The organism is Nocardia sp. NBC_01329, from assembly GCF_035956715.1.
GTDB lineage: Bacteria > Actinomycetota > Actinomycetes > Mycobacteriales > Mycobacteriaceae > Nocardia.
In genome coordinates, this window is record NZ_CP108381.1 from 2,005,431 (window position 1) to 2,025,059 (window position 19,629).

Genomic DNA, 19,629 nt, shown 5'->3' on the forward strand with positions numbered 1-19,629 from the left:
CGCTACACACCTCCCAGATCGAGCACGGCTTTGGTCAGTTCGAATCCCTCGGCGTATCCGGTATGGCACTGCACGCCCCGGATACGGGCCAAGCCCAGGAACGCCTCGTCGTCGAACCAGTCGCGCGGGGATTGCGAGGGATAGCATTCGGCAAGCAGCCGGGCCTTCTCCGCCGCGATTTCCGGTGTCACCGGATGCAGCACCGCCGGGCGGGGCGTATCGGTCTCCCATTTGAGGATCTCGTAGCCGAGCACCAGATGATCACGGAACTCGGTGGTCGTGAGTTCGGCCAGCAGCCGGTGGTCCTGGTGGGCATCGCCGCGCTGCGGGGCGAAGACGATATCGGGCTCGGTGCCGCGCCGGAATCCGGCGAGGGCGTTCTTGACCCGATCCCAGTGTGCCGGAGCGCGCCCGTCCGGTACGTCCAGCACGGTCAGTTCCAGTTCGGCGCCCGCGCAGAACTGTTCGAGCGCGGCGCTCTCCTCTGCGGCACGCGCGGTGCCGCCGCCGGAGAGCACCAGCGCGCGCACCCGAAGTCCCGGATTGCCGCGGGTCAGGGTGAGCAGGGTGGCGCCCATCCCGATGGCGATATCGTCGCAGTGCGCGCCGAGCAACGCGACTTCGGTGAGCCGCGCGGGAGCGAGAGTGATCACGAAGCGGCCCGCTCCCAGACCATCCACGGGCGGTCGCCCCGGTGATATCCGGCGTCGAGCTCGGCACGTTCCTTGAATGTGTCGGCGGGTTTCCAGAACCCGTCGTGCTGATATCCGTAGAGCCGGCCGAGCGCGGCCAACGCCCCGCAGCTGTCCTCGACCAGGTCGCCGCCTTCCGGCAGGTGGTCGAAGATCTCCTGGGTGAGTACGAAATAGCCGCCGTTCTCCCAGATCGGGAGTTTGCCGACCGCGGTGATCTGCTTGACCTCACCACTGGGCAGCACGTCCACACAGTGGAACGACGACTGCGGCGGCACGATCATCATGGACGCCGCGGCGCCCGAGGCGGTGAACCGGTCGATCATCCGGTCGAGCGGGGCATCGGTGAGCACATCGGAATAGTTGGCCAGAAACATATCGTCGCCCTGGAGGTGAGGGCGCACTCGCCGCAGCCTTTCCCCGATGGCCGATTCCAGGCCGGTATCGACGAAGGTGATCGTCCAGTCGGCGATATCGGAGTGCAGTAATTCGACCCGGCCGTTGCGGATGACGAAATCGTTGGACATCGTCTCCTGGTAGTTCAGGAAGAAATTCTTGATGTGGTGGGCACCGTAGCCGAGGCAGAGAATGAATTCGGTATGCCCGAAATGCGCGTAGTAGCGCATCACATGCCAGATCAGCGGACGCGGGCCCACCATCTGCATCGGCTTGGGCGGACTGTCGCTGTCCCCACTGCGCATCCGCATTCCGTAGCCACCGCAGAACAACACGACCTTCATCGCGCGGCTACCTCCACCGGACGAGGCGCGACCACCCGGACGGTGGGCAGCGGGAACACCAGCCGGCCACCCCATTCCTGGATATGGCCCAGTTGCGCGGTGAGTTCGGTCTCCAGATTCCACGGCAGCACCACGACGAAATCCGGCCGGTCCGCGTCGATCCGCTCCGGCGGATGGATCGGTATCCGAGTACCCGGGGTGTAACGGCCGTGCTTGTAGGGGTTGCGGTCGACCGTGTACTCGAGTAGGTCGGGGCGGATACCGCAATAGTTCAGGAGCGTATTGCCCTTACCCGGTGCCCCGTATCCGACCACCCGCCGCCCGGCCGCCTTCTGGTCGAGCAGGAAGCGCAGCAGATCCTGACGTACCCGCTCGGCCCGGTCGCGCAGCGAGCGGTAGCCGGTCACCGAGTGCAGGCCCGCGTCCGCTTCGGCCACCAGCAGCTCCGCTACCCGCGCGGTGGGCTCGGCGACAGCCTCGGGGCGTGCCCAGATACGCAGCGATCCGCCGTGGGTCGGCAGCGTTTCCACATCCGCGACCGCCAGGCCGGCCGTGGCCAGTGCCCGCTGTGCGGAGGCGAGTGTGTAGTACTGGAAATGCTCGTGATAGATCGTGTCGAACTGACCGTGCCGCACGAGGTCGCGCGCATAGTGCACCTCGATCGAGATCCATCCGTCCTCGGCGACCAGGGTTCGCAGGGCGCGGGTGAAACCGCGCAGGTCGGGGATGTGGGCGTAGACATTGTTCGCCACCACCAGATCCGCGGCACCGTGTTCGGCGCGCACCTGTCGTGCCGATTCCTCGGTGAGGAATTCGGTCAGCGTCGGCACCCCGGCCGCCCGGGCGGCCGCCCCGACGTTCGCCGAGGGTTCGATACCGAGGCAGGGGATTCCGGCTGCCACCACATTGCGCAGCAGATAGCCGTCGTTGCTGGCGACCTCCACGACGAACGATTCCGGGCCCAGCCCCAGCCGGGCGACGGCCGTGCCGGTGAACTCTCGTGCGTGCTCGACCCAGCTGTCGGAGTACGAGGAGAAGTAGGCGTATTCGGTGAACGTCTCCTCCGGGGTGATGAGCGCCGGTATCTGCAGGAGTAGACAGTCCGCGCACACCCGGAGGTGCAGCGGATAGGTGGATTCCGGCAGGTTTAGCTGTTTCTCGGAGAGGAAACTCTCACAAGGAGGTGTCGACCCCAGGTCGACCACACTGGTCAGCCGGGACGACTCACACAAACGACAATGCACTCGGGCTCCACTCGAACGGTCACGTACATCGGCGGCGCCCCGCAGCCCCGAGAAGTAACTTCTCTGTGCCGATCGACCGAAAAATAGCACCTATCCGGCGCATCTGCGACACGGTCCGGGAAGACTATTGCACAGAAGTGACCTATGGCATATGTTCAGCAAACCCCGTAACGAACGACCCCCGTATGACGATGTCGGCCAACCGAAAAGGGTGATTCCGCCGTATTCGACGCCCGTTTGCCACAGTCCCGGGCCGATGCTCCCATTCCTGCACTTGTGCGCGGCGGCATTGGGGGCAATACTTCTGCAACAAGATCGGTCGGTATTCGTATTTACGAGGCAGGTCTTCCTGGAAAAAGCGTGTGATCTGCTGTCGCGAACGGCAGTCGAGGGCACGGACGTTCGAAGTTCAAGCGGGTACGTTTCATGGTTCTGGATCTCCGTGCGGTCGAAGGCGTTGTCGATCTGCACCTGCCGAATCCCGGTGACCGGGACTCCTGGCGGGCCGGATATATGCGTCGGATCGCCCGGACCGATGTCGCCGTGGTCACCGGGGCCGCCCTGTGCGCGCAACTGTTCAGCATCGTCGCCGAGCATCCCCTGGGCTGGGAACTCGAGCCGCGAACCACCGCGCTCACCCTCGGCATCGTGCTCGGATGGTCGATCCTGCTGAGCTGGAACGGGTCCCGCTCGCCGCATACCGTCGGCTCGGGAAACGCCGAATACCGTCGGCTGATCTCGGCGACCCTTCAGTTGTTCGGCACGGTCGCGATCGTCTCGCTGATCCTGCGCGCCGATATCGCACACGCCCATCTGGTGGTCGCGCTGCCACTGGGGCTACTGGGCCTGGTGACGACTCGGGCGCTGTGGCGCGGGCACGCGGCCCGGCACCGGGCGCTCGGGCGTTACCGCCGCTCGGTCCTCGTCGTCGGTAGCCCGGACGCCGCCCGAGCCATCGCGGCGGCCCTCTCCGACCAGGATATGCACGGCTATCACGTCGTGGGCGCTTGCACGCCCACCGGTGACGCCCTCGCCGAACCCACCACGTTGCGGGTGGGGCTCCGAGATGTCCCGATCGTCGGCAACGACCGCTCGGTCCGCAGCGCGGTGCGGCGCACCGGCGCCGACACCGTCGTGGTGATGGCCACCGACCGGCTCGGTCCACGCGATATCCGTCGCCTCGCCTGGGACCTGGACGCCTTCGGCACCGAACTCATCGTCGCGCCCGGGATCATGGACATCTCCGGTACGCGGATGTCGAGCCAGGTACTGGCCGGAATTCCGATGCTGCATATCGAACGACCCCAGTACGATCGGGCGCTGTCGTTCGGTAAGGCCGTATTCGATCTCTGCTTCTCGGTCCTGGTGCTCACCGCCATCGCTCCGGTCCTGCTGGCTTTGGCGGCCGCGGTGAAATTCACCAGCGCCGGGCCGGTTTTCTATCTCTCGGAGCGGATCGGGATGGACGGCAAACCGTTCCGGATGATCAAGTTCCGCAGTATGTATGTGCGAGCCGACCGGGAAACCGCCTCGTTGATCAGCGCCAACGGCGGCAATCCGCTGTTCTTCAAACTGAAGGACGATCCGCGGGTGACGCCGGTGGGCCGGTTCCTGCGCAAGTACAGCCTCGACGAACTCCCGCAGTTCTTCAATGTGCTGTTCCGCGATATGAGTGTTGTCGGACCACGCCCACAGGTGCGTCGTGAGGTCCACTCCTATGACGGCGTGATGCGCCGGCGATTGCTGGTGCGGCCCGGGATCACCGGGCTGTGGCAGGTCAGCGGCCGGTCCGACCTCTCCCCGGAGGAATCGGTCGAACTCGATATCAGTTATGTGGAGAACTGGTCGATGCTGCTCGACCTGCGGATAATCGCCCGCACCCTACGGGCGGTCGCCAGGGGGGACGGAGCCTACTGACCCCGGCCGCGGGTGCGGGCGGCCGGTCAGAGCAGAGCCAACGCCAGACTGATGACGGCCATGGCGACCACCCAGGCGATCAATAGTGAGCGCGCGGACCCCGGACGTTCGAATCCCGGTGCCATCACACCGGCGGATCGATGGTCCTTGTGTGTCGTGGCGACGGTGCTCACGGTCCACCTCCTCGAAAGAGTGTGTGTACCTGTCGGATACCGGCTTCCCCGATTTCGCTCGATCAATCCTCCGGTTCGATCTCCGTGCCCTGCTGTTGCCGCACGACCCGCAGCGGTTCGTGCGGTACAGCTTGCTCAGGCGGCCTTCGTGTCACGCCCGCCAGGGAGCGCCCGCTGGGCCGGGGGACCGGCGACGATCCCGCGAGCCGGACCCGGATTCGTCAGCCGGTGACCTGATGGAGCGAGCGGCCGAGGGCGGTACGGAACCACTCTTGGGTCGCGCCGGTGGTGTGGCGGGTGCCCATTGCCTCGGCGGTCAGGCTCCAGTATCGGGTGATCATCGGGTGGGCGGCCGCGTCGGTCGCCAGCCGGCGGCGGAACGCGGCGGAGTCGGGGCGGCCGCGCGCCGCCGCGTGTGCCGCCACGAGAAGGTCCAGTTCCGGGCCGGGTTCCGGATCGTCTCCGGCGTGCATGCGTTGTGCCGCCCCCGCGTGCGCGGCCGCCAGATCGGTGATCGAAGCGCGCGGGTAACGGACCGGCCTGCTGTCGGACAACCACAACCAGCGTGACATCTGCCGCCCCAGCTCCGGTTCACGCGCCAGCTCGGCCAGTTCGGCGATCGCCAGTACGTGAGCGGGTGTCGGCACACCGGTGGCCGCCGGAACGTCCATCTCCACGAAATCGTCGAAGAGTCCGGCGGGCATGGCCGCCAGGATCCGGCGCCAGAATTCGACGAGTACATCGCGGGCCGCCCCGCGTTCGGCGGCGCCGGCGAGTCTCGACAGCACCGCTGCGCGTTCCCCTGCACCGGCCTCTTCGATGGCACGCAGGACCGCATGCCGCCACGCCAGTTCGCTCAGTTCCGCTTCCACTGCTATCCGTTCGGCGGTGACTGCGTCGCGGGTGGTGTTCTCGTCGGCGAGTACGGCGGTGATCGCGGCCAGGCCGAGGCCGACCGCACGGAGCCGTCGGATCAGTGTCAACCGGGTGAGAGCGTCGGGGGTGAACATGCGGTGGCCGCCGGTGGTCCGATGCGCCGTCAGAATCCCCTCGTCGCAGTAGAACCGGATCGTTCGTACCGGCACACCGCTGCGCCGCGCTGCCTCACCGATGCTTATCGCGTCACGAAAATATGTGATGTAGGTCACTCCTACTGGAACCTCCACCTGGGTGGAGTTCCTACGGTACCGGAAAGGACCGAGTGCAGGAGGTAGGAAGAATGGGAACCGATATCGTCGCCGAGGAACTCGTCTGGGCGGCTGTCGCCGCCGAACGCGCGAGTCTGGCCGAAATGCTGGAAGGGCTGACCGAACAGCAGTGGGACGAGCAGTCGTGGTGTGCCGGCTGGCGGATTCGCGATGTGGTGGGCCATATTCTGCTCACGTCGCGGGCAAAGCTCGGACAAGTGTTGTGGGAATTGCTGCGAGCCCGCGGGAATCTCGATCGGATGAGTTTCGCGACCGCCGTTCGATACGCGGACCGCGCGACGTCCGCGACTCTCCTCGCCGAACTACGGGCCATCGTCGATCTGCGGCACGCGCCGGTAGGTACCACCGCTCTCGACCGTTTGATGGATCTACTGGTGCACGGCCAGGACATCGCGGTCCCGCTGGGCCTGCGCCGGGAAATGCCGGTAGCTGCCGCGCGATGGTCCGTCGAGCGGGTCTGGCGGATGGGTGCTCCCTTCCATGCCCAGCGGGCGTTGACCGGCCACCGGCTGGTCGCGACCGATACGGAGTGGTCGGCCGGGTCCGGTGCCCCGGTGGCGGCGCCGATCGCCGAACTGCTGCTCATGGTCACCGGCCGGGTACCGGTCGAGGCGGCAAGAAGGACATGATCATCTCCGGTGGGGAGCACATCTACTGCGCCGAGGTGGAGAATGCGCCGGCGTGGTCTCGGTGACGGCACCGAGGCGCACGCCGATCTGATAGGAGAGCAACGCCATCGCGAACAGCCCGGCCGCGACGGCAACCAGGGCACCGAATCCTTCTGTCGCGAAATCGGCGAACGCGTTGAGGACGGTGAAGACGAGGGCCGCGATACGCAGGGTCTGCAGGGGCCACAAGGCCGTCGTCCGTCGGTAACCGATCATGGCCGGTGCGGCGAGGAGAAGGGTGAGGCACGCGCTGACGAACAATATCGCTCCGGCGATTCCCATCCGATCGATATCGAAGTCGGTATCGGCTCGGTCCAGGTGCAGCCCACCCGCGATCAACTGGACCACACCCGTGACGACTCCGGCCGCCGCCGCGATCACCAGTAGCGAGCCGATCACCGGTATCCACCGTGGACTGCGGAAGAATCCGGGCACCAGACGGGGCAGGAACTGCCGGACCGAGTACAGCCGGTCCGCCCGGTGCCCGGCGGCGTCGAGCAGCAGCCGGATCCCGTGTACCGCCGCCGGGTCGGCACCCCCGGCTTCGGCCCTGGTGAGCATGGCACGTGCCGCGGCTCGACGGTGTTCGGGTAGGCCACCGGCGGTCCCGTTCGCCGCGATCGCGGCGGCGTTGGCGAGGTACTCGCCCACGGTGGGGGCCCGCACCACCCGGATCAGCCGGTTGGCGACCAGGATCACCAGCACGAGTGCGTACATTATCTCGGCGGAGGGACCGTAGAAGTAGTCGTTGTCGGCCGTGACGAATTTGCCGATCTCGTCGAGGAACAGGCCGAATCCGATCCCGCCGACGACCACCGCGCAGGTGCGGGCGGCCGAACCGAGCACCAGCCAGCCGATCAGGAGCGCGATCATCATTGCGGCACCGCCGTAGAGGGCGTGCGCGATATGCAGTGAACCACCCCCCACCTGTGGATAGTCGGTGATCGCCAGATAGGTCCGCGTCACCAGAATGGTCGCGATCGCGATGATCAGGAAGGTTTCGGCGGCCGCGTTGCCGTAGGCGTCGCGGACGAATCCGGTGCGATGCCGGGCGGTCCGGGGCGTGGTCAGGGTCATCGCGCGATTCCTCGGCGCCGGGGGTGCCGGGCGTGCGCGAGCGGGCCTCCGGTACCGGCCGTGGCCGGAGCCGGTGATCCGGATGGTTCGGCTCCGCGGTTTCCGGCCACTGATACCACCTCACGCATCGACGGGGGAGTACGCGGCGGGCTCGGGAAGGCCCGCTGTCGGCAAGCTACCGGCCTCGAGTCCACGGTGGGCGGATTGTGCCGCCGGAGCCCGATCGTGTCCCACTGCGCAAATGACTTGCTGTGCCGCGGGTGCGGGACCGGCGCCGGCACCCGATTCGAACCCAGTCGATGAGGAGGTCGATGAATACGGCCCGCCCCGGCCTGTTCTCGCCTGCCCTCATCCGGTTCGCGTACATCTGAATCGCGCGTCCGGATCACTCCTCGACGATCTGGAGTTGTCGTGTCCACTTCTTTCACCACCGACCCATTCGAGATCCGCACCCGGCGTCTGGTGCTGTGTGCCTGGACAGCGGACGATCTCGACGCTGCGCGAACCGGTGTCGGGCAGCGGCTGCTGATCGTCGCCGCCGCGGCGGAAACCCCGGATTCCGTCGCAGCGGCGGTTCAGCCGAGCGTGTCCCGTACTACCCGCCGGATCAGTTCGTCGATATTTACTCCGGGCGCGGCGAGCGCGAGGGCGCCGGTTGTGGACAGGACCGCGATACCGTGCACGCCGACCCACAGGGCCGTCGCGGTGATGAGCGGATCGGGATCCGCGCGGGCGATACGCACCCGGCCGACCAGACGGTCGAACAGCGGTTTGGACACCGAACGCAGACCGGCACCGGAGCCTTCGAGCAGATCGTGCCGGAAGATCAAGGCGAACATCGCCGGCCGGGCCCACGCGAACTCGATATAGGCTCTGGCCCATCCGGTGATATCCGGAGTATCGCCGTCGGCTTCGGCCAATGTCCGTGCCAGATCGCGCAATCCCACATCGGCGATGGCCCCGAGCAGTGCCTTGTGCGTCGGGAACCAGCGGCGGGGCGCACCGTGGGAAACGCCGGCCCGCCGGGCGATCTCCCGGAGGCCGACCTCGGTCGAGCCCGTTTCCTCCAGCAGGTCGACACCGGCCTGTACCAGAGCCTCCCTGGTCCTACTGACACTCATATAGACAGTGTCTACCCCAGTGCGGTAGACACTGTCTATGTCACTGTGGAGCGCGTTCTGCTATCGCCTGTGCCGATATGTACTCATCGGTCCCGTGCTCTGGCTGATCGGCCGGCCGGAAGTGAAGGGCCGCGAACATCTGCCGCAGCGCGGCCCCTATATCGTCGCCGCCAATCACCTGGCGGTACTGGACTCCTTCTACCTGAGCCGGGCGCTGCGCACGCAGGTGTTCTTCCTGGCCAAATCCGATTACTTCGACCGGCCGGGCCCGATCGGGCTGGCCCAACGATGGTTCTTCCGCGGTGTGGGGCAGATCAGGGTCGACCGTCGTGGCGGGCCCGGCGCCACACCCGCGCTCACCGCGGCAACCGGCATCATCGAGCGCGGCGGCGTCTGGGGAATCCATCCGGAAGGGACACGGTCGCCGGACGGGCGGCTCTACCGCGGGCACACCGGAGTGGTCCGGGTCGCTATGGCCACCGGCGTCCCCTTGCTACCGGTGGCCATCACCGGCACCGGTCCCGACCCGGCACGTCCGTGGTGGCGGCGCCGAGTGGTATTGGAGATCCTGCCGCCCCTCGATCTGACGGTGTACCGGGCCGCCGGTGCGCACGGGACGCGGCGGGCAACCGACGCGCTGATGCGGACAATCGCCGCCCGGACCGGCCAGCGATATGTCGACGAGTACGCCAATCGGCGGCGGCCCGACCAGGGCCTCGCTGCGTGAGTTTGTCGCGAAGTCCGCTGCGGCCCGCGTCCGCCGAACCCCTATCCGGGCAACGCGAGCGATACGACCGGCAGGGGTGATGTGCCGACCGGTGTTTTCCGGTGGCGCACCGCTCAGTGCCGCCGCGCGATGACCAGACCGCTGCGGGCCGTGTCGCCGAAACGATCCATCGGGGAGTCCCCGAGCGGCGGAAGTTCCCGGTGGTAGGCGGCCGCGCGTTCGTGGGTGTCGAACACCTCGGCGTCCCAGCCGTGCCGGTCCAGCCAGGTCTGCGCCGGCTCGGCCACCCCACCGCCCTGCCACATCGCGGAGATCTCGGTGCCGGACTCGCCGGTCACCGCCGCGGCCATCAGCGCGACCGCATCCACGTGCAGATATTCGATCGACAGTCGGCTCCCGGCGGCGGATCGGTCGCTGATTCCCGCCAGCAGTCGGTCGTTGTGCTCGGGAGTCAGATAGCTGAGCAGCCCCTCGACGAGCCACGCCGAGGAGGCCGACGGATCGAATCCGGCCGCGGCCAGCGGACTGCCCCAGTCCTCCCGGAGATCGACCGGAACCGCTATCCGGTGCCCGGCGGGTCGCGCACCCCGTGCGTCGAGAACCTGCTGTTTGAAAGCCAGCATTTCCGGGGTGTCCAGTTCGTAGACGGTGACTTCCGGTGCCAGCGGAAGCCGGAACGCGCGAGTGTCCAGCCCGGCCGCGATGATCACGACCTGCCGGATGGTGCGGGTGGCGTCGAGGAGGTAGTCGTCGAAGAAGCGGGTGCGGATGGGCAGGTAGCTGCTGAACGAGTCCCATATCTTCGACGCACCGTCCGCGTCGGTGGTTTCTTCCCCGATATCACCGGCGGCCAGGAAATCGGCTGCGTAGGGGTCGGCGAACAGCGGCTCCTCCCGAGCCGATTCGGCGGCGCGTGCGGCGGCGACCATGAGTGCGGTACGGCCGACGCCGGTCGGGACGGGGGCGCCCGGACGGCCAGAAGGAGAACCGGGGGTGGTCACCGCTTCACCCTAGAACGATTCCTCGAACAGAGCGGGGACCGCCGGATACCTCGTGGTGCCGGGCCCCCGGAGCACAGGCCCGACCCGGCGATACCGTGGTCGTCGCCGACCCCGGGGGCGACGTGGTGGGAGGTGAAGATGATATGGGGGTTCTTACCGCCCAGTTCGAGGGCCACCCGGGTGATATGGGCGGCAGCCCGGCCGGCGATCACAGCACCGGTGGTCGACCACCGGTGAAGGATCTTGCAACAGCGAATAGTTTCACGGCGCGATAAGCGCGCACCCACACCAATTCCCGCACGATACGGGGCTGATCACCGCCGGATCGCCGGTATCGACGATCCGGTCGGCGGGGTGCCGATCAGGTGCGCGTCTATGGTCCGTCGGCCGGGCTCTACCGCGCGGGTCGGTACCGGATGCGCTGCCCGGGGCGGGCGCGATGCCACCCCGAGCGGGTGGACCGGCCGGTTCGCTGGGTGGTTGCCGGTTACGATCCCGGTGACCGAAACCCTGGGCGGGCCGGCCGGACGGTGGTTTCATCCGACAGAGATTCAGGTTCGAGCGAAAGGCCCCGGAGATGTCTGTCGACACCCTTGACACCGCCACCACCGTGCAGGTGACCAAGCTCGGTACCCATATCGGTGCGCGGATCGACGGGGTCCGGCTGGGCGGGGATCTCGGCCCGGCGGCCGTCGCCGCGATCCGCGCGGCGCTCGCCGAACACAAGGTGATCTTCTTCCGCGGTCAGCACCACCTCACCGAGGACGGACAATACGAGTTCGCGGAACTGCTCGGCAGCCCGACCAACCCTCATCCCACCGTCCGATCGGCGGGACGGAAGAGTCTGGCGATCGATTCGCGGCTCGGCCGGTCCAACAGCTGGCACACCGATGTCACCTTCGTGGATCGGGTTCCGAAGGCATCCATCCTGCGCGCGGTCGTCCTGCCCAGCTACGGCGGTTCGACCACGTGGGCCTCGACGGTCGCCGCGTACAACTCGCTCCCCGAACCGCTCGAGCGGCTGGCCGAGAGCCTGCGGGCGCGCCATACCAACCTCTACGACTACGCCGCCGGCGCCGAGGACAACCCCGACGAGGGCGCGACCGCCTACCGGCGCGAATTCGAATCGACCTATTTCGAAACCGAACACCCGGTGGTGGAGGTTCACCCGGAGACCGGGGAACGGGCACTGCTGCTCGGCGGCTTCGTGAAGCAGTTCGTGGGGCTGTCCAGTAGCGAATCGCAGGCGCTGTTCCGGCTTTTCCAGGACCGTGTCACCCGGCTGGAGAACACCACGCGCTGGAACTGGGAGCTGGGCGATGTCGCGATCTGGGACAACCGCGCCACCCAGCACTACGCGATCGACGACTACGACGGTAGTGAGCATCGCCGACTGACCCGTATCACCCTGGCCGGTGATATCCCGGTGGGGGTCGACGGTGAACAGAGCACCGTGATCTCCGGTGATGCCGAATACTATTCGGCCGTTGACCGGTCGGCCCGCGCGGCATAGCCTTCGCGAGTGACGGGTTGCCCGGTCTTCGCGAAAACATCTGTTCCACAGCGGATTCGGAGAAGACCTTCGGTGTGGGGCTATTCGCGGCCCGAACCGGTGGCCGGTCCGTTCGAAAGGCATTCGCGGAATATCCGAACCGGTCGGTCTCACCCCCGGTTCACCGCGAGGGAACCGGTTTCGTGCTCGAGATGAGTGAAACTCTGGACAGAGTAGCGCGGTATCGCATTCCCCCCGGTAGCGGCCGATCGGGTGAGTGGACGCGGCGACCCGGGTCCTACCGGTCGCCGCGCGCCGTCCTCATTCGACCGCCCGGTTTCGATTAGTCTTTGACAGCTCGAGCGTCCGATGATCGCGCGTTGGACGGGCGCCGAACGATCTCCGGCCGACGAGGGGAATCCCGTGAATCTGTGGAGCTATATCCGAGGGCGGGGGGAGCTGCTCACGTTCCTCACCTATCAGCATGCTTCCCTGGCATTCCAGACGGTTCTGGTCGGCACGGTCGCCGCTGTGCTCATCGCTGTCGCTGTCTATCGGATGCCGTTGCTGTCCGCCCTGTCGCTGACCTCCAGCCGGGTCGCGCTCACCATTCCCTCATTGGCGCTGCTGGCACTGCTGCTGGTGCCGTTCGGACTCGGTGTCGTGCCGTCGTTCATCATGCTGGCGTTCTTCGCGGCCATGCCGGTGATCGGCAATGCCATCGTCGGATTACGTTCGGTGCCGGCTTCGGTCGTCGAATCCGCCCGGGGGATCGGCTTTTCCCGGATGCGCATTCTGCTGACCGTGGAACTGCCCATCGCCTGGCCGGTGATCCTCACCGGAATCAGAGTGTCCACCCAGATGATCGTCGGTGTCGCAGCCATCGTCGCCTATGTCCTCGGCCCGGGTCTCGGCTCACTGATCTTCAACGGACTGTCCCGGCTCGGCGGCGCGAACGCCCTCGAGATGGCGCTCACCGGAACCGTTCTCATCGTCGTCATCGCGTTGGTCTTCGACGCGCTACTCGTCCTGCTCGGACGTCTCACCATCGCAAAGGGACTGTCATGATGCGATACCTCCGCCTTCGCTGCGGCCTCCGCGGACCGCATGAGCCCGCTTTGTACGGCCTCCGCGGACCGCATGAGCCCGCTTTGTACGGCCTCCGCGGACCGCATGAACCCGCTTTGTACGGCCTCCGCGGACCGCATGAGCCCGCTTTGTACGGCCTCCGCGGACCGCATGAACCCGCTTTGTACGGCCTCCGCGGACCGCATGAACCCGCTTTGTACGGCCTCCGCGGACCGCATGAACCCGCTTCGTACGGCCTCCGCGGACCGCATGAACCCGCTTCGTACGGCCTCCGCGGACCGCACGAACTCGCTTCGAAGGAGGCTTCGTGACCGACGCTGTGACCAGTCGCGACACGGCGACAACAGTATCCGAGCGCACGGTCACCGGCGCGTCGATCACGCTGGACTCGGTCGTCAAACGGTTCAAGGGCCAGCAGAAACCGGCCGTGGAACGTCTCGACCTGGAGATCCCCGCCGGCGAGATCGTCGCGTTCGTGGGCCCGTCCGGCTGCGGGAAGACCACCACGCTCAAGATGATCAACCGGTTGATCGAACCCACCGAGGGCCGCATCTTCATCGACGGCCGTGATGTCACCAGAGAGGACCCCGACAAACTACGGCAGTCGATCGGTTATGTCATTCAGTCCGGTGGGCTGTTCCCGCACTGGTCGGTCGCCAAGAATGTCGGCGCCATCCCGCGGGTGCTCGGCTGGGACAAGAAACGGATCGCCGAGCGGACCGAATACCTGCTCGATCTGGTCGGCCTCGACCCCACGATCTTCGCCGACCGGTTGCCCAAGGATATGTCGGGTGGGCAGCAGCAGCGGGTCGGCGTGGCCCGCGCCCTCGCCGCCGACCCGCCGGTCCTGCTCATGGACGAGCCATTCGGCGCGGTCGACCCCATCACCCGGGCCCGTCTGCAGGACAGCCTGATCGCGATCCAGCACGAACTCGGTAAGACGATCGTGATCGTCACCCACGATTTCGAGGAGGCCACCAAACTCGGTGACAAGGTGCTGATCCTCTCCGAGGGCGGGCATATGGAGCAGTACGCCGCCCCGGAGGACATCCTCACCGATCCGGCCACTCCGTTCGTGGAGGAATTCGTCGGATCCGGTGCGAAACTCGCGTATCTGACTGTCTCGCGAGTCCGGGATGTCACCTCTGACAAGGTGGTCACGGCCCGGATCGGTGAATCCGCGCCGGCAGTGATCGAACGCGCGAAGTCCGCCGGGCACAGCTGGGTCGTCGTCGTCGACAGTGCCGGGCGGCCGCGGTCGTGGCCGACGCTGACCGAGCTCGCGACCAAACCCGAGGTCTCCGATTTCCTCGATCGGCGGCTGCCCGTCGTCGCCCGGTCCTCGACCCTCAACGACGCGCTCGACGCCATGCTCGCGACCAGTCAGGGCGCCGCGTTGGTCACCGACGGACGCGGTGCGGTGGTCGGCTCACTGAGCATCGATTCGGTCACCGAGGTGATCCGCGACAAACTCGCCGACGCGCGCTCCGACGAAGAAGACCCGTCCTATGTGACCTACGTCGACGGCACGGACCCGGCACCCACTCCGGTGGTCGCCGCCGACGACGAACCCGGATCGGCCGGGCAGGCATGAACCGGCTGCGCCGCCTGCCCATCGACGTATGGTTCGAGCCGCTCATCATCGCCGTCATCGGTATCGGATACCTGCTGTGGTACCGGTCTTCGACGTTCACCGAGACCGAAAGCGCTTCGCTGGGCTGGGCGAACTTGCAGAACACCATCCTCGAACACATCGAACTGACCGTGGTCGCCACGGTGATCGTGGTCGTGATCGCGATTCCACTGGGCATCGCGTTGACCCGGCCCGCACTGAAACGGTTCGAACCCGTCGCGGTCAATATCGCCAATATCGGCCAGGCCGCGCCCGCGGTCGGCCTGCTGGTCCTTTTCACGTTCTGGCTGGGCACCGGATTCCGGACCGCGATAGTCGGTCTCGTCGTCTACGCGATCCTGCCGATCCTGCAGAACACGATCGTCGGCCTGCGGCAGGTGGATCAGCGCACCATCGAGGCCTCGCGTGGAATCGGCTATTCGGGCACTCGCACGCTGTTCCAGGTGGAATTGCCGCTGGCAGTGCCGGTGATCCTCAACGGTGTACGGACCGCCCTGGTCATTCTGGTCGGCACCGCGACGCTGAGTACGTTCATCGGCGCCACCAGCCTCGGCACGCTGATCACCACCGGCGTCACCCTGTTCCTGCCCAAACTGCTCATCTCCGGTGCGATTCTGGTCGGGCTGCTGGCGTTGACGATCGACTGGCTGGGCCGACTCGTCGAACTGGCCGCAACCCCTCGAGGTGTGTCATGAGTTCGGCACCGGCGCGACTGGTCACTACGGTCTCGGTTCTCCTCGCGGCGGTCTCGCTGCTCGCCGGCTGCGGGCTGGTGAGCTCATCGGGCACCTTCCACGAGGCGCGGCTACCGGACGGGCAGCGTCCCCTGGACGGTGCGGAGCTCGTCGTGACCTCGAAGAGCTTCACCGAGGGCGTCCTGCTGGGCAAGATCACCGCGACCTACCTGGCGGCGGCCGGCGCCGAGGTCACCGACCTCACCGGGGCACCGGGTTCGGCCTCCTCACGACAGGCCCAGCTGAACGGCGACGCCGATATCCTCTGGGAGTACACCGGCACGGGCTGGGTGAACTACCACAACCAGACCGAGACGATCTCTGATCCCCAGGAACTCTGGCAGCGCGTCCACGACATCGAAAAACGCGATTACGACCTGGAATGGATGCCCCCGGCCAACTTCAACGACACCTACGCGTTCGGCGCGTCCACCCCGGCCGCCGAACGGCTCGGCGTGAAATCGCTGTCGGATGTCGCGGCGCTGCCCGTAGGCGACCGCACCTTCTGCGTGGACGACGAATTCTTCAGCCGCTCGGACGGTTTCATCCCGATGCTGCAGAAGTACGGTATCCCCTACAACGACCCCAACGGCGTCCCGGCGGCCAACGTGACCCGGATGGATGCCGGGGTCGTCTACACGGCGACCGCCAAGAGCCAGCCCTGCAATTTCGGCATGGTCTACACCACCGACGGCCGGGTGAAGAATCTGAACCTCGTCGTGCTCGACGACGATCGGAAATTCTTTCTGCCCTACAGCGGTACGGCGGTCGTGCGCGGTGAGATCGCCGACCGCTACCCGGAACTGGCTCCGTTGCTCGGGACGATCTCCGAACTGCTGACCGACGATCTGATGCAGGAACTCAACGGACGCGTCGATATCGACGGTGAGGACCCCTCCGATGTCGCCTACGACTGGCTGAAGAGCGAGAATCTGGTCGACTAGGACATCCACCTCGCCTGAAGGAGATCCGATGATCACCATCCTGGGAAGCGGTATCGCCGGTACCGCTCTGGCCGGCGCCCTGTCGAGGTCCGGGCGGCCGGTCACGGTCTATGAGCAGCGCGACGGCGGGGGCGGCGGGGCTTTCCTGATCCTGGACGGCCGCGGCCATCGCAGCCTCGTCTCCCTCGGTGTGCCGGAGCAGGATCTGCACGCCGCCTCGTATCCACTGAGCGAACTGCGGTACACCCCCGACGACGGGGTGACGCGGCGGCGGCCGAGCGAGGGGCATCGGTTCTGGCTGCGCAGCGATCTGATCGCGGTGCTGAAACGGTTCGCACTGGACGCGGGCGCCGCGATCAGCTACGGCAGCCCGATCGCCGAAGTGGCGGTCGACGCGTCGAGCGGGCACACCACCTTGCGAATCGGTAGCCGCACGGTCACCGCGCGGGACCTGGTCATCGGTGCCGACGGTATCGACTCGGTCGCGCGGGCAGGTACCGAACCCGGCCGGACTCCGGAGTACGCGGGCGATGTCGTGATCTACGGGATGACCGCGAAACCGGTGGAGTGCCCCACCGACCCCTTTGTTCTGCACTTCCACGCCGAATCCGCCGCCGGCACCCGTCCGGCCACCACCTTCGGGCATATCTGGCGGCCCGGTGCCGATGCGGCGCTGTGGTTTTTGCGTATCGAGCGGGAACCGCTCCCGCTCGCCGAGACCGGGGTCGTCCCGGCCGGCCGCTGGGCAGCGGAGGTCGCCGAGGCGGCACCTACCTCTGTGCGAGAGCTGACCGAGCTGCTGGTCGCGGCGACAGCGCAGGTCCACGTTTCCAATGCTCGCAATGTCGCGCTGACGGCCGCCGCGGCCCCGGTGACCCCGGTGATCCTGGTCGGCGACGCAGACCACGCCATCACGCCCGCGGCCGGGGTGGGGGCGCGGGAAGGTATCGAGGACATCGAAGCGGTCTACCACGCGATCGTCACCGGCGGCTCCCCGGCCGAGGCCATGATCGCCCGCCGCCGCGTGATATCCGAGGAACGGGAGCGCGTGGCCCGGCGGATGCGGGCGTGAGGGGATCCATGGCCAAGGAATTCGCGCAGCTGGACGGACCTTTGCGGCAGTTCATCGAGGCGCAGGCGATGTTCTTCGTCGCCACCGCACCGTCGGACGGCGGCCGGGTCAACGTATCGCCGAAGGGGTATCAGGACACGTTCGCGATCCTCGACGAGCACACCGTCGCGTATCTGGATCTGTTCGGCAGCGGCGTGGAAACGATCTCGCACCTGCGTGAGAACGGCCGGATCACGCTGATGTTCTGTTCGTTCACCCGCAACTCGCGCATCCTGCGGCTGTTCGGGTCGGGCCGGGTCGTACGTCCCGACGATGCCGAATTCACCTCGTTGAGAGTCAATTTCGGTATCGAACATCCCGGCGTTCGCGCGGTGGTCGTGATCGAGGTCGAACGTATCGCCGACGCGTGCGGATATGCCGTCCCCTACTACGAATTCGTCGGCGAACGCCCCGTACTGGACAAACACCATGCCGGGCAGCCCGACGAGAAGTTCGCGCGCCGGATCGCGGGCGACAACGGGCACAGCATCGACGGCCTGCCGGCGCTGGAGCCCGACCATCCACTGCCGTCCCGGGTCCCGCGCTGACCGAGCACGGTGGGCAAGGGCCTCGGTGCCCGGCCGGGTAGAGCTGATATCGCTGACGTCGCCTTGGCGGCCGGACTCGGAGCGGACGGTGTCTGCTCCTCAGCGGTACCGTTATCCGTTCATGCCGTTTCGTTCAGCTTTTCGAGGATGCGGTCGGCGATCGTGGCCAGGGCGTTCACCTGGTCGTCGGTGAGTGCGTCGAAGACCAACTCCCGAACAGTGTCGACATGGCTCGGTGCCGCCTGCTCGATCGCGGCGCGCCCCTGGTCGGTGAGCACGATATAGGCCCCGCGGGCGTCGTCCGGGCAGTCCTCGCGCAGCACCAGCCCACGACGCTGCATCCGGCCGAGGTGATGTGACAGCCGGCTCTTTTCCCATTGCAGGGCCTGTCGGAGTTCCCCTATGCGAATTCGCGGCTCGGGCCGGTCGGTGAGCTGGACCAGTACGTCGAAATCGGCCAGCGACAGACCGGACTCGTGCTGAAGCTGCCGGTGCAGGTGAGCGACCAGCTGTGCGTGCATCGCGAGATAACCCCGCCAGGCATGGCGCTCACGGTCATCGAGCCATCGCGTCTCGGGCATATGGCCAGCATAGCGAAGTAGTTGACATATCACCAACCGCGGGCGCAAGCTTTAGGTGACACATCAACAACAAGGACTCGGAGGCTCGAATGACAACCGCGACGAATGTGAACGAGCTGAGCGGAACCTATGCACTGGACCCGACCCATACCCGGGTCGGTTTCGTGACCAGGCATGCGATGGTGACCAAGGTGCGCGGGGCGTTCAACGAATTCACCGGTAGCGCGTATTTCGACGGTGAGAACCCCACCAACTCCTCGGGCGAGGTGACGATCCAGGTGGCCAGCATCGACACCCGCAATGCCGATCGCGACAACCATCTGCGCGGCCTCGATTTCCTGGGCCTGGACGAATACCCCGAGATCACCTTCCGCTCGACAGCGATCACTCCGACCGGCCCGGACGCGTTCGATGTCACCGGCGACCTCACCATCAAAGGCGTCACCCGGCCCGTGACGATCCCGTTCACTTTCGAAGGACAGGTCACCGACCCGTTCGGCAATGTCCGGGTCGGTTTCGAGGGTTCGGCCGGTATCAACCGCAAAGACTTCGGCATCACCTGGAACGCGGCCCTGGAAACCGGTGGTGTGCTGGTCGCCGACAAGGTCGTCCTGGAATTCGAGGTCTCCGCGATCAAACAGGACCCCGCGGCGCGGAGCTGACTCGACGCCGAGGGCCCAGCCGGTCGACACCTTCACCGAAACCCAGTGGATAATTGTGCAATCGGAGATCCAGCCCTACCCGTTCTGACACATGCTGGGCCGTTGACCGAAGCGATGAGGATCGGCTCGCCGCCAGCCGCACCACCTCGAAACACGTTCGGTTTCAGTGTATCTCGTGCGCGATACACCGAACTGGCCGCAGGTGTTCGGATAACATCCCCCGTGCTGCCCGGTCTGTCTCCGACCGACCCGAAGCGATGGTGGAGC

20 protein-coding genes and 1 pseudogene are annotated in these 19,629 nt (G+C 66.6%); 11 read left to right on the forward strand and 10 right to left on the reverse strand.

From position 1 onward, the window contains the following. Nucleotides 1–2 precede the first annotated feature (2 nt). The 3 genes from OG405_RS09380 to OG405_RS09390 are packed head-to-tail and all read right to left on the reverse strand — an operon-like array spanning nt 3 to nt 2,676. Nucleotides 3–653, reverse strand: coding sequence for a PIG-L deacetylase family protein (locus OG405_RS09380; RefSeq protein ID WP_327151227.1), 651 nt, complete (start codon nt 651–653; stop codon nt 3–5). Next, nucleotides 650–1,432: a glucose-1-phosphate cytidylyltransferase gene (locus OG405_RS09385; RefSeq protein WP_327151228.1), complete on the reverse strand. Its 783-nt coding sequence runs from the start codon at nt 1,430–1,432 to the stop codon at nt 650–652. Before OG405_RS09385 ends, OG405_RS09380 begins: the two co-directional genes overlap by 4 nt. Beyond that, on the reverse strand, nt 1,429–2,676 hold the full coding sequence (locus tag OG405_RS09390) for a class I SAM-dependent methyltransferase (RefSeq protein WP_327151229.1): 1,248 nt from the start codon (nt 2,674–2,676) through the stop codon (nt 1,429–1,431). The genes OG405_RS09385 and OG405_RS09390 overlap by 4 nt, the downstream gene beginning before the upstream one ends. A gap of 426 nt (nt 2,677–3,102) precedes the next feature. On the opposite strand from OG405_RS09390, the gene OG405_RS09395 reads away from it, so the two are divergent. Further along, entirely contained in the window at nt 3,103–4,593 is a 1,491-nt protein-coding gene (locus tag OG405_RS09395; protein WP_327151230.1) for a sugar transferase, read from the forward strand. A gap of 26 nt (nt 4,594–4,619) precedes the next feature. On the opposite strand, the gene OG405_RS09400 is transcribed toward OG405_RS09395, so the two are convergent. After that, complete coding sequence (locus OG405_RS09400; protein ID WP_327151231.1) at nt 4,620–4,766, reverse strand: hypothetical protein; 147 nt, start codon at nt 4,764–4,766, stop codon at nt 4,620–4,622. Between the two features lie 221 nt (nt 4,767–4,987). Next, nucleotides 4,988–5,914 (reverse strand): helix-turn-helix domain-containing protein, encoded by a 927-nt coding sequence (locus OG405_RS09405; protein ID WP_327151232.1) that lies wholly within the window; start codon nt 5,912–5,914, stop codon nt 4,988–4,990. 71 nt (nt 5,915–5,985) lie between these two features. Here OG405_RS09405 and OG405_RS09410 point away from each other — a divergent pair, with 71 nt between their 5' ends. Beyond that, nucleotides 5,986–6,603, forward strand: coding sequence for a maleylpyruvate isomerase family mycothiol-dependent enzyme (locus tag OG405_RS09410; protein WP_327151233.1), 618 nt, complete (start codon nt 5,986–5,988; stop codon nt 6,601–6,603). A gap of 45 nt (nt 6,604–6,648) precedes the next feature. Here OG405_RS09410 and OG405_RS09415 read toward each other — a convergent pair. Further along, nucleotides 6,649–7,719, reverse strand: a pseudogene (locus OG405_RS09415) (hypothetical protein); the annotation flags it as partial. Between the two features lie 575 nt (nt 7,720–8,294). After that, on the reverse strand, nt 8,295–8,840 hold the full coding sequence (locus OG405_RS09420) for a TetR/AcrR family transcriptional regulator (protein ID WP_327151235.1): 546 nt from the start codon (nt 8,838–8,840) through the stop codon (nt 8,295–8,297). Between the two features lie 37 nt (nt 8,841–8,877). Here OG405_RS09420 and OG405_RS09425 point away from each other — a divergent pair, with 37 nt between their 5' ends. Continuing rightward, nucleotides 8,878–9,567 carry a lysophospholipid acyltransferase family protein gene (locus OG405_RS09425; protein WP_327151236.1) on the forward strand — a complete coding sequence of 230 codons (690 nt, stop codon included), beginning with the start codon at nt 8,878–8,880 and terminating at the stop codon, nt 9,565–9,567. 113 nt (nt 9,568–9,680) lie between these two features. On the opposite strand, the gene OG405_RS09430 is transcribed toward OG405_RS09425, so the two are convergent. Next, on the reverse strand, nt 9,681–10,568 hold the full coding sequence (locus tag OG405_RS09430; protein ID WP_327151237.1) for an SAM-dependent methyltransferase: 888 nt from the start codon (nt 10,566–10,568) through the stop codon (nt 9,681–9,683). Further along, on the reverse strand, nt 10,565–10,855 hold the full coding sequence (locus tag OG405_RS29145; RefSeq protein WP_442790685.1) for an aldehyde dehydrogenase family protein: 291 nt from the start codon (nt 10,853–10,855) through the stop codon (nt 10,565–10,567). The genes OG405_RS09430 and OG405_RS29145 overlap by 4 nt, the downstream gene beginning before the upstream one ends. Before the next feature lie 290 nt (nt 10,856–11,145). Here OG405_RS29145 and OG405_RS09440 point away from each other — a divergent pair, with 290 nt between their 5' ends. The 7 genes from OG405_RS09440 to OG405_RS09470 all read left to right on the forward strand — a co-directional run bounded on the left by OG405_RS09440 (nt 11,146) and on the right by OG405_RS09470 (nt 18,119). Beyond that, nucleotides 11,146–12,081 (forward strand): TauD/TfdA dioxygenase family protein, encoded by a 936-nt coding sequence (locus OG405_RS09440; RefSeq protein WP_327151238.1) that lies wholly within the window; start codon nt 11,146–11,148, stop codon nt 12,079–12,081. A gap of 348 nt (nt 12,082–12,429) precedes the next feature. Further along, complete coding sequence (locus tag OG405_RS09445; protein ID WP_327151239.1) at nt 12,430–13,128, forward strand: ABC transporter permease; 699 nt, start codon at nt 12,430–12,432, stop codon at nt 13,126–13,128. 328 nt (nt 13,129–13,456) lie between these two features. Then, nucleotides 13,457–14,743 carry an ATP-binding cassette domain-containing protein gene (locus OG405_RS09450; protein WP_327151240.1) on the forward strand — a complete coding sequence of 429 codons (1,287 nt, stop codon included), beginning with the start codon at nt 13,457–13,459 and terminating at the stop codon, nt 14,741–14,743. Next, nucleotides 14,740–15,477 carry an ABC transporter permease gene (locus OG405_RS09455; RefSeq protein ID WP_327151241.1) on the forward strand — a complete coding sequence of 246 codons (738 nt, stop codon included), beginning with the start codon at nt 14,740–14,742 and terminating at the stop codon, nt 15,475–15,477. The genes OG405_RS09450 and OG405_RS09455 overlap by 4 nt, the downstream gene beginning before the upstream one ends. Further along, nucleotides 15,474–16,460, forward strand: a complete 987-nt coding sequence (locus tag OG405_RS09460) for a glycine betaine ABC transporter substrate-binding protein (protein WP_327151242.1) — start codon at nt 15,474–15,476, stop codon at nt 16,458–16,460. The genes OG405_RS09455 and OG405_RS09460 overlap by 4 nt, the downstream gene beginning before the upstream one ends. A gap of 28 nt (nt 16,461–16,488) precedes the next feature. Continuing rightward, nucleotides 16,489–17,532, forward strand: coding sequence for an FAD-dependent oxidoreductase (locus OG405_RS09465; protein ID WP_327151243.1), 1,044 nt, complete (start codon nt 16,489–16,491; stop codon nt 17,530–17,532). A gap of 8 nt (nt 17,533–17,540) precedes the next feature. Further along, the gene (locus OG405_RS09470) at nt 17,541–18,119 is read left to right on the forward strand and encodes a pyridoxamine 5'-phosphate oxidase family protein (protein ID WP_327151244.1); all 579 of its coding nucleotides are present in this window, start codon (nt 17,541–17,543) and stop codon (nt 18,117–18,119) included. Nucleotides 18,120–18,238: 119 nt separating this feature from the next. Here OG405_RS09470 and OG405_RS09475 read toward each other — a convergent pair whose 3' ends face one another. Beyond that, complete coding sequence (locus tag OG405_RS09475) at nt 18,239–18,700, reverse strand: MarR family winged helix-turn-helix transcriptional regulator (protein WP_327151245.1); 462 nt, start codon at nt 18,698–18,700, stop codon at nt 18,239–18,241. An 89-nt stretch (nt 18,701–18,789) separates the two neighbouring features. Between OG405_RS09475 and OG405_RS09480 the strand changes: the two genes are divergently transcribed. Beyond that, the gene (locus tag OG405_RS09480; RefSeq protein ID WP_327151246.1) at nt 18,790–19,362 is read left to right on the forward strand and encodes a YceI family protein; all 573 of its coding nucleotides are present in this window, start codon (nt 18,790–18,792) and stop codon (nt 19,360–19,362) included. Nucleotides 19,363–19,629 lie beyond the last annotated feature (267 nt).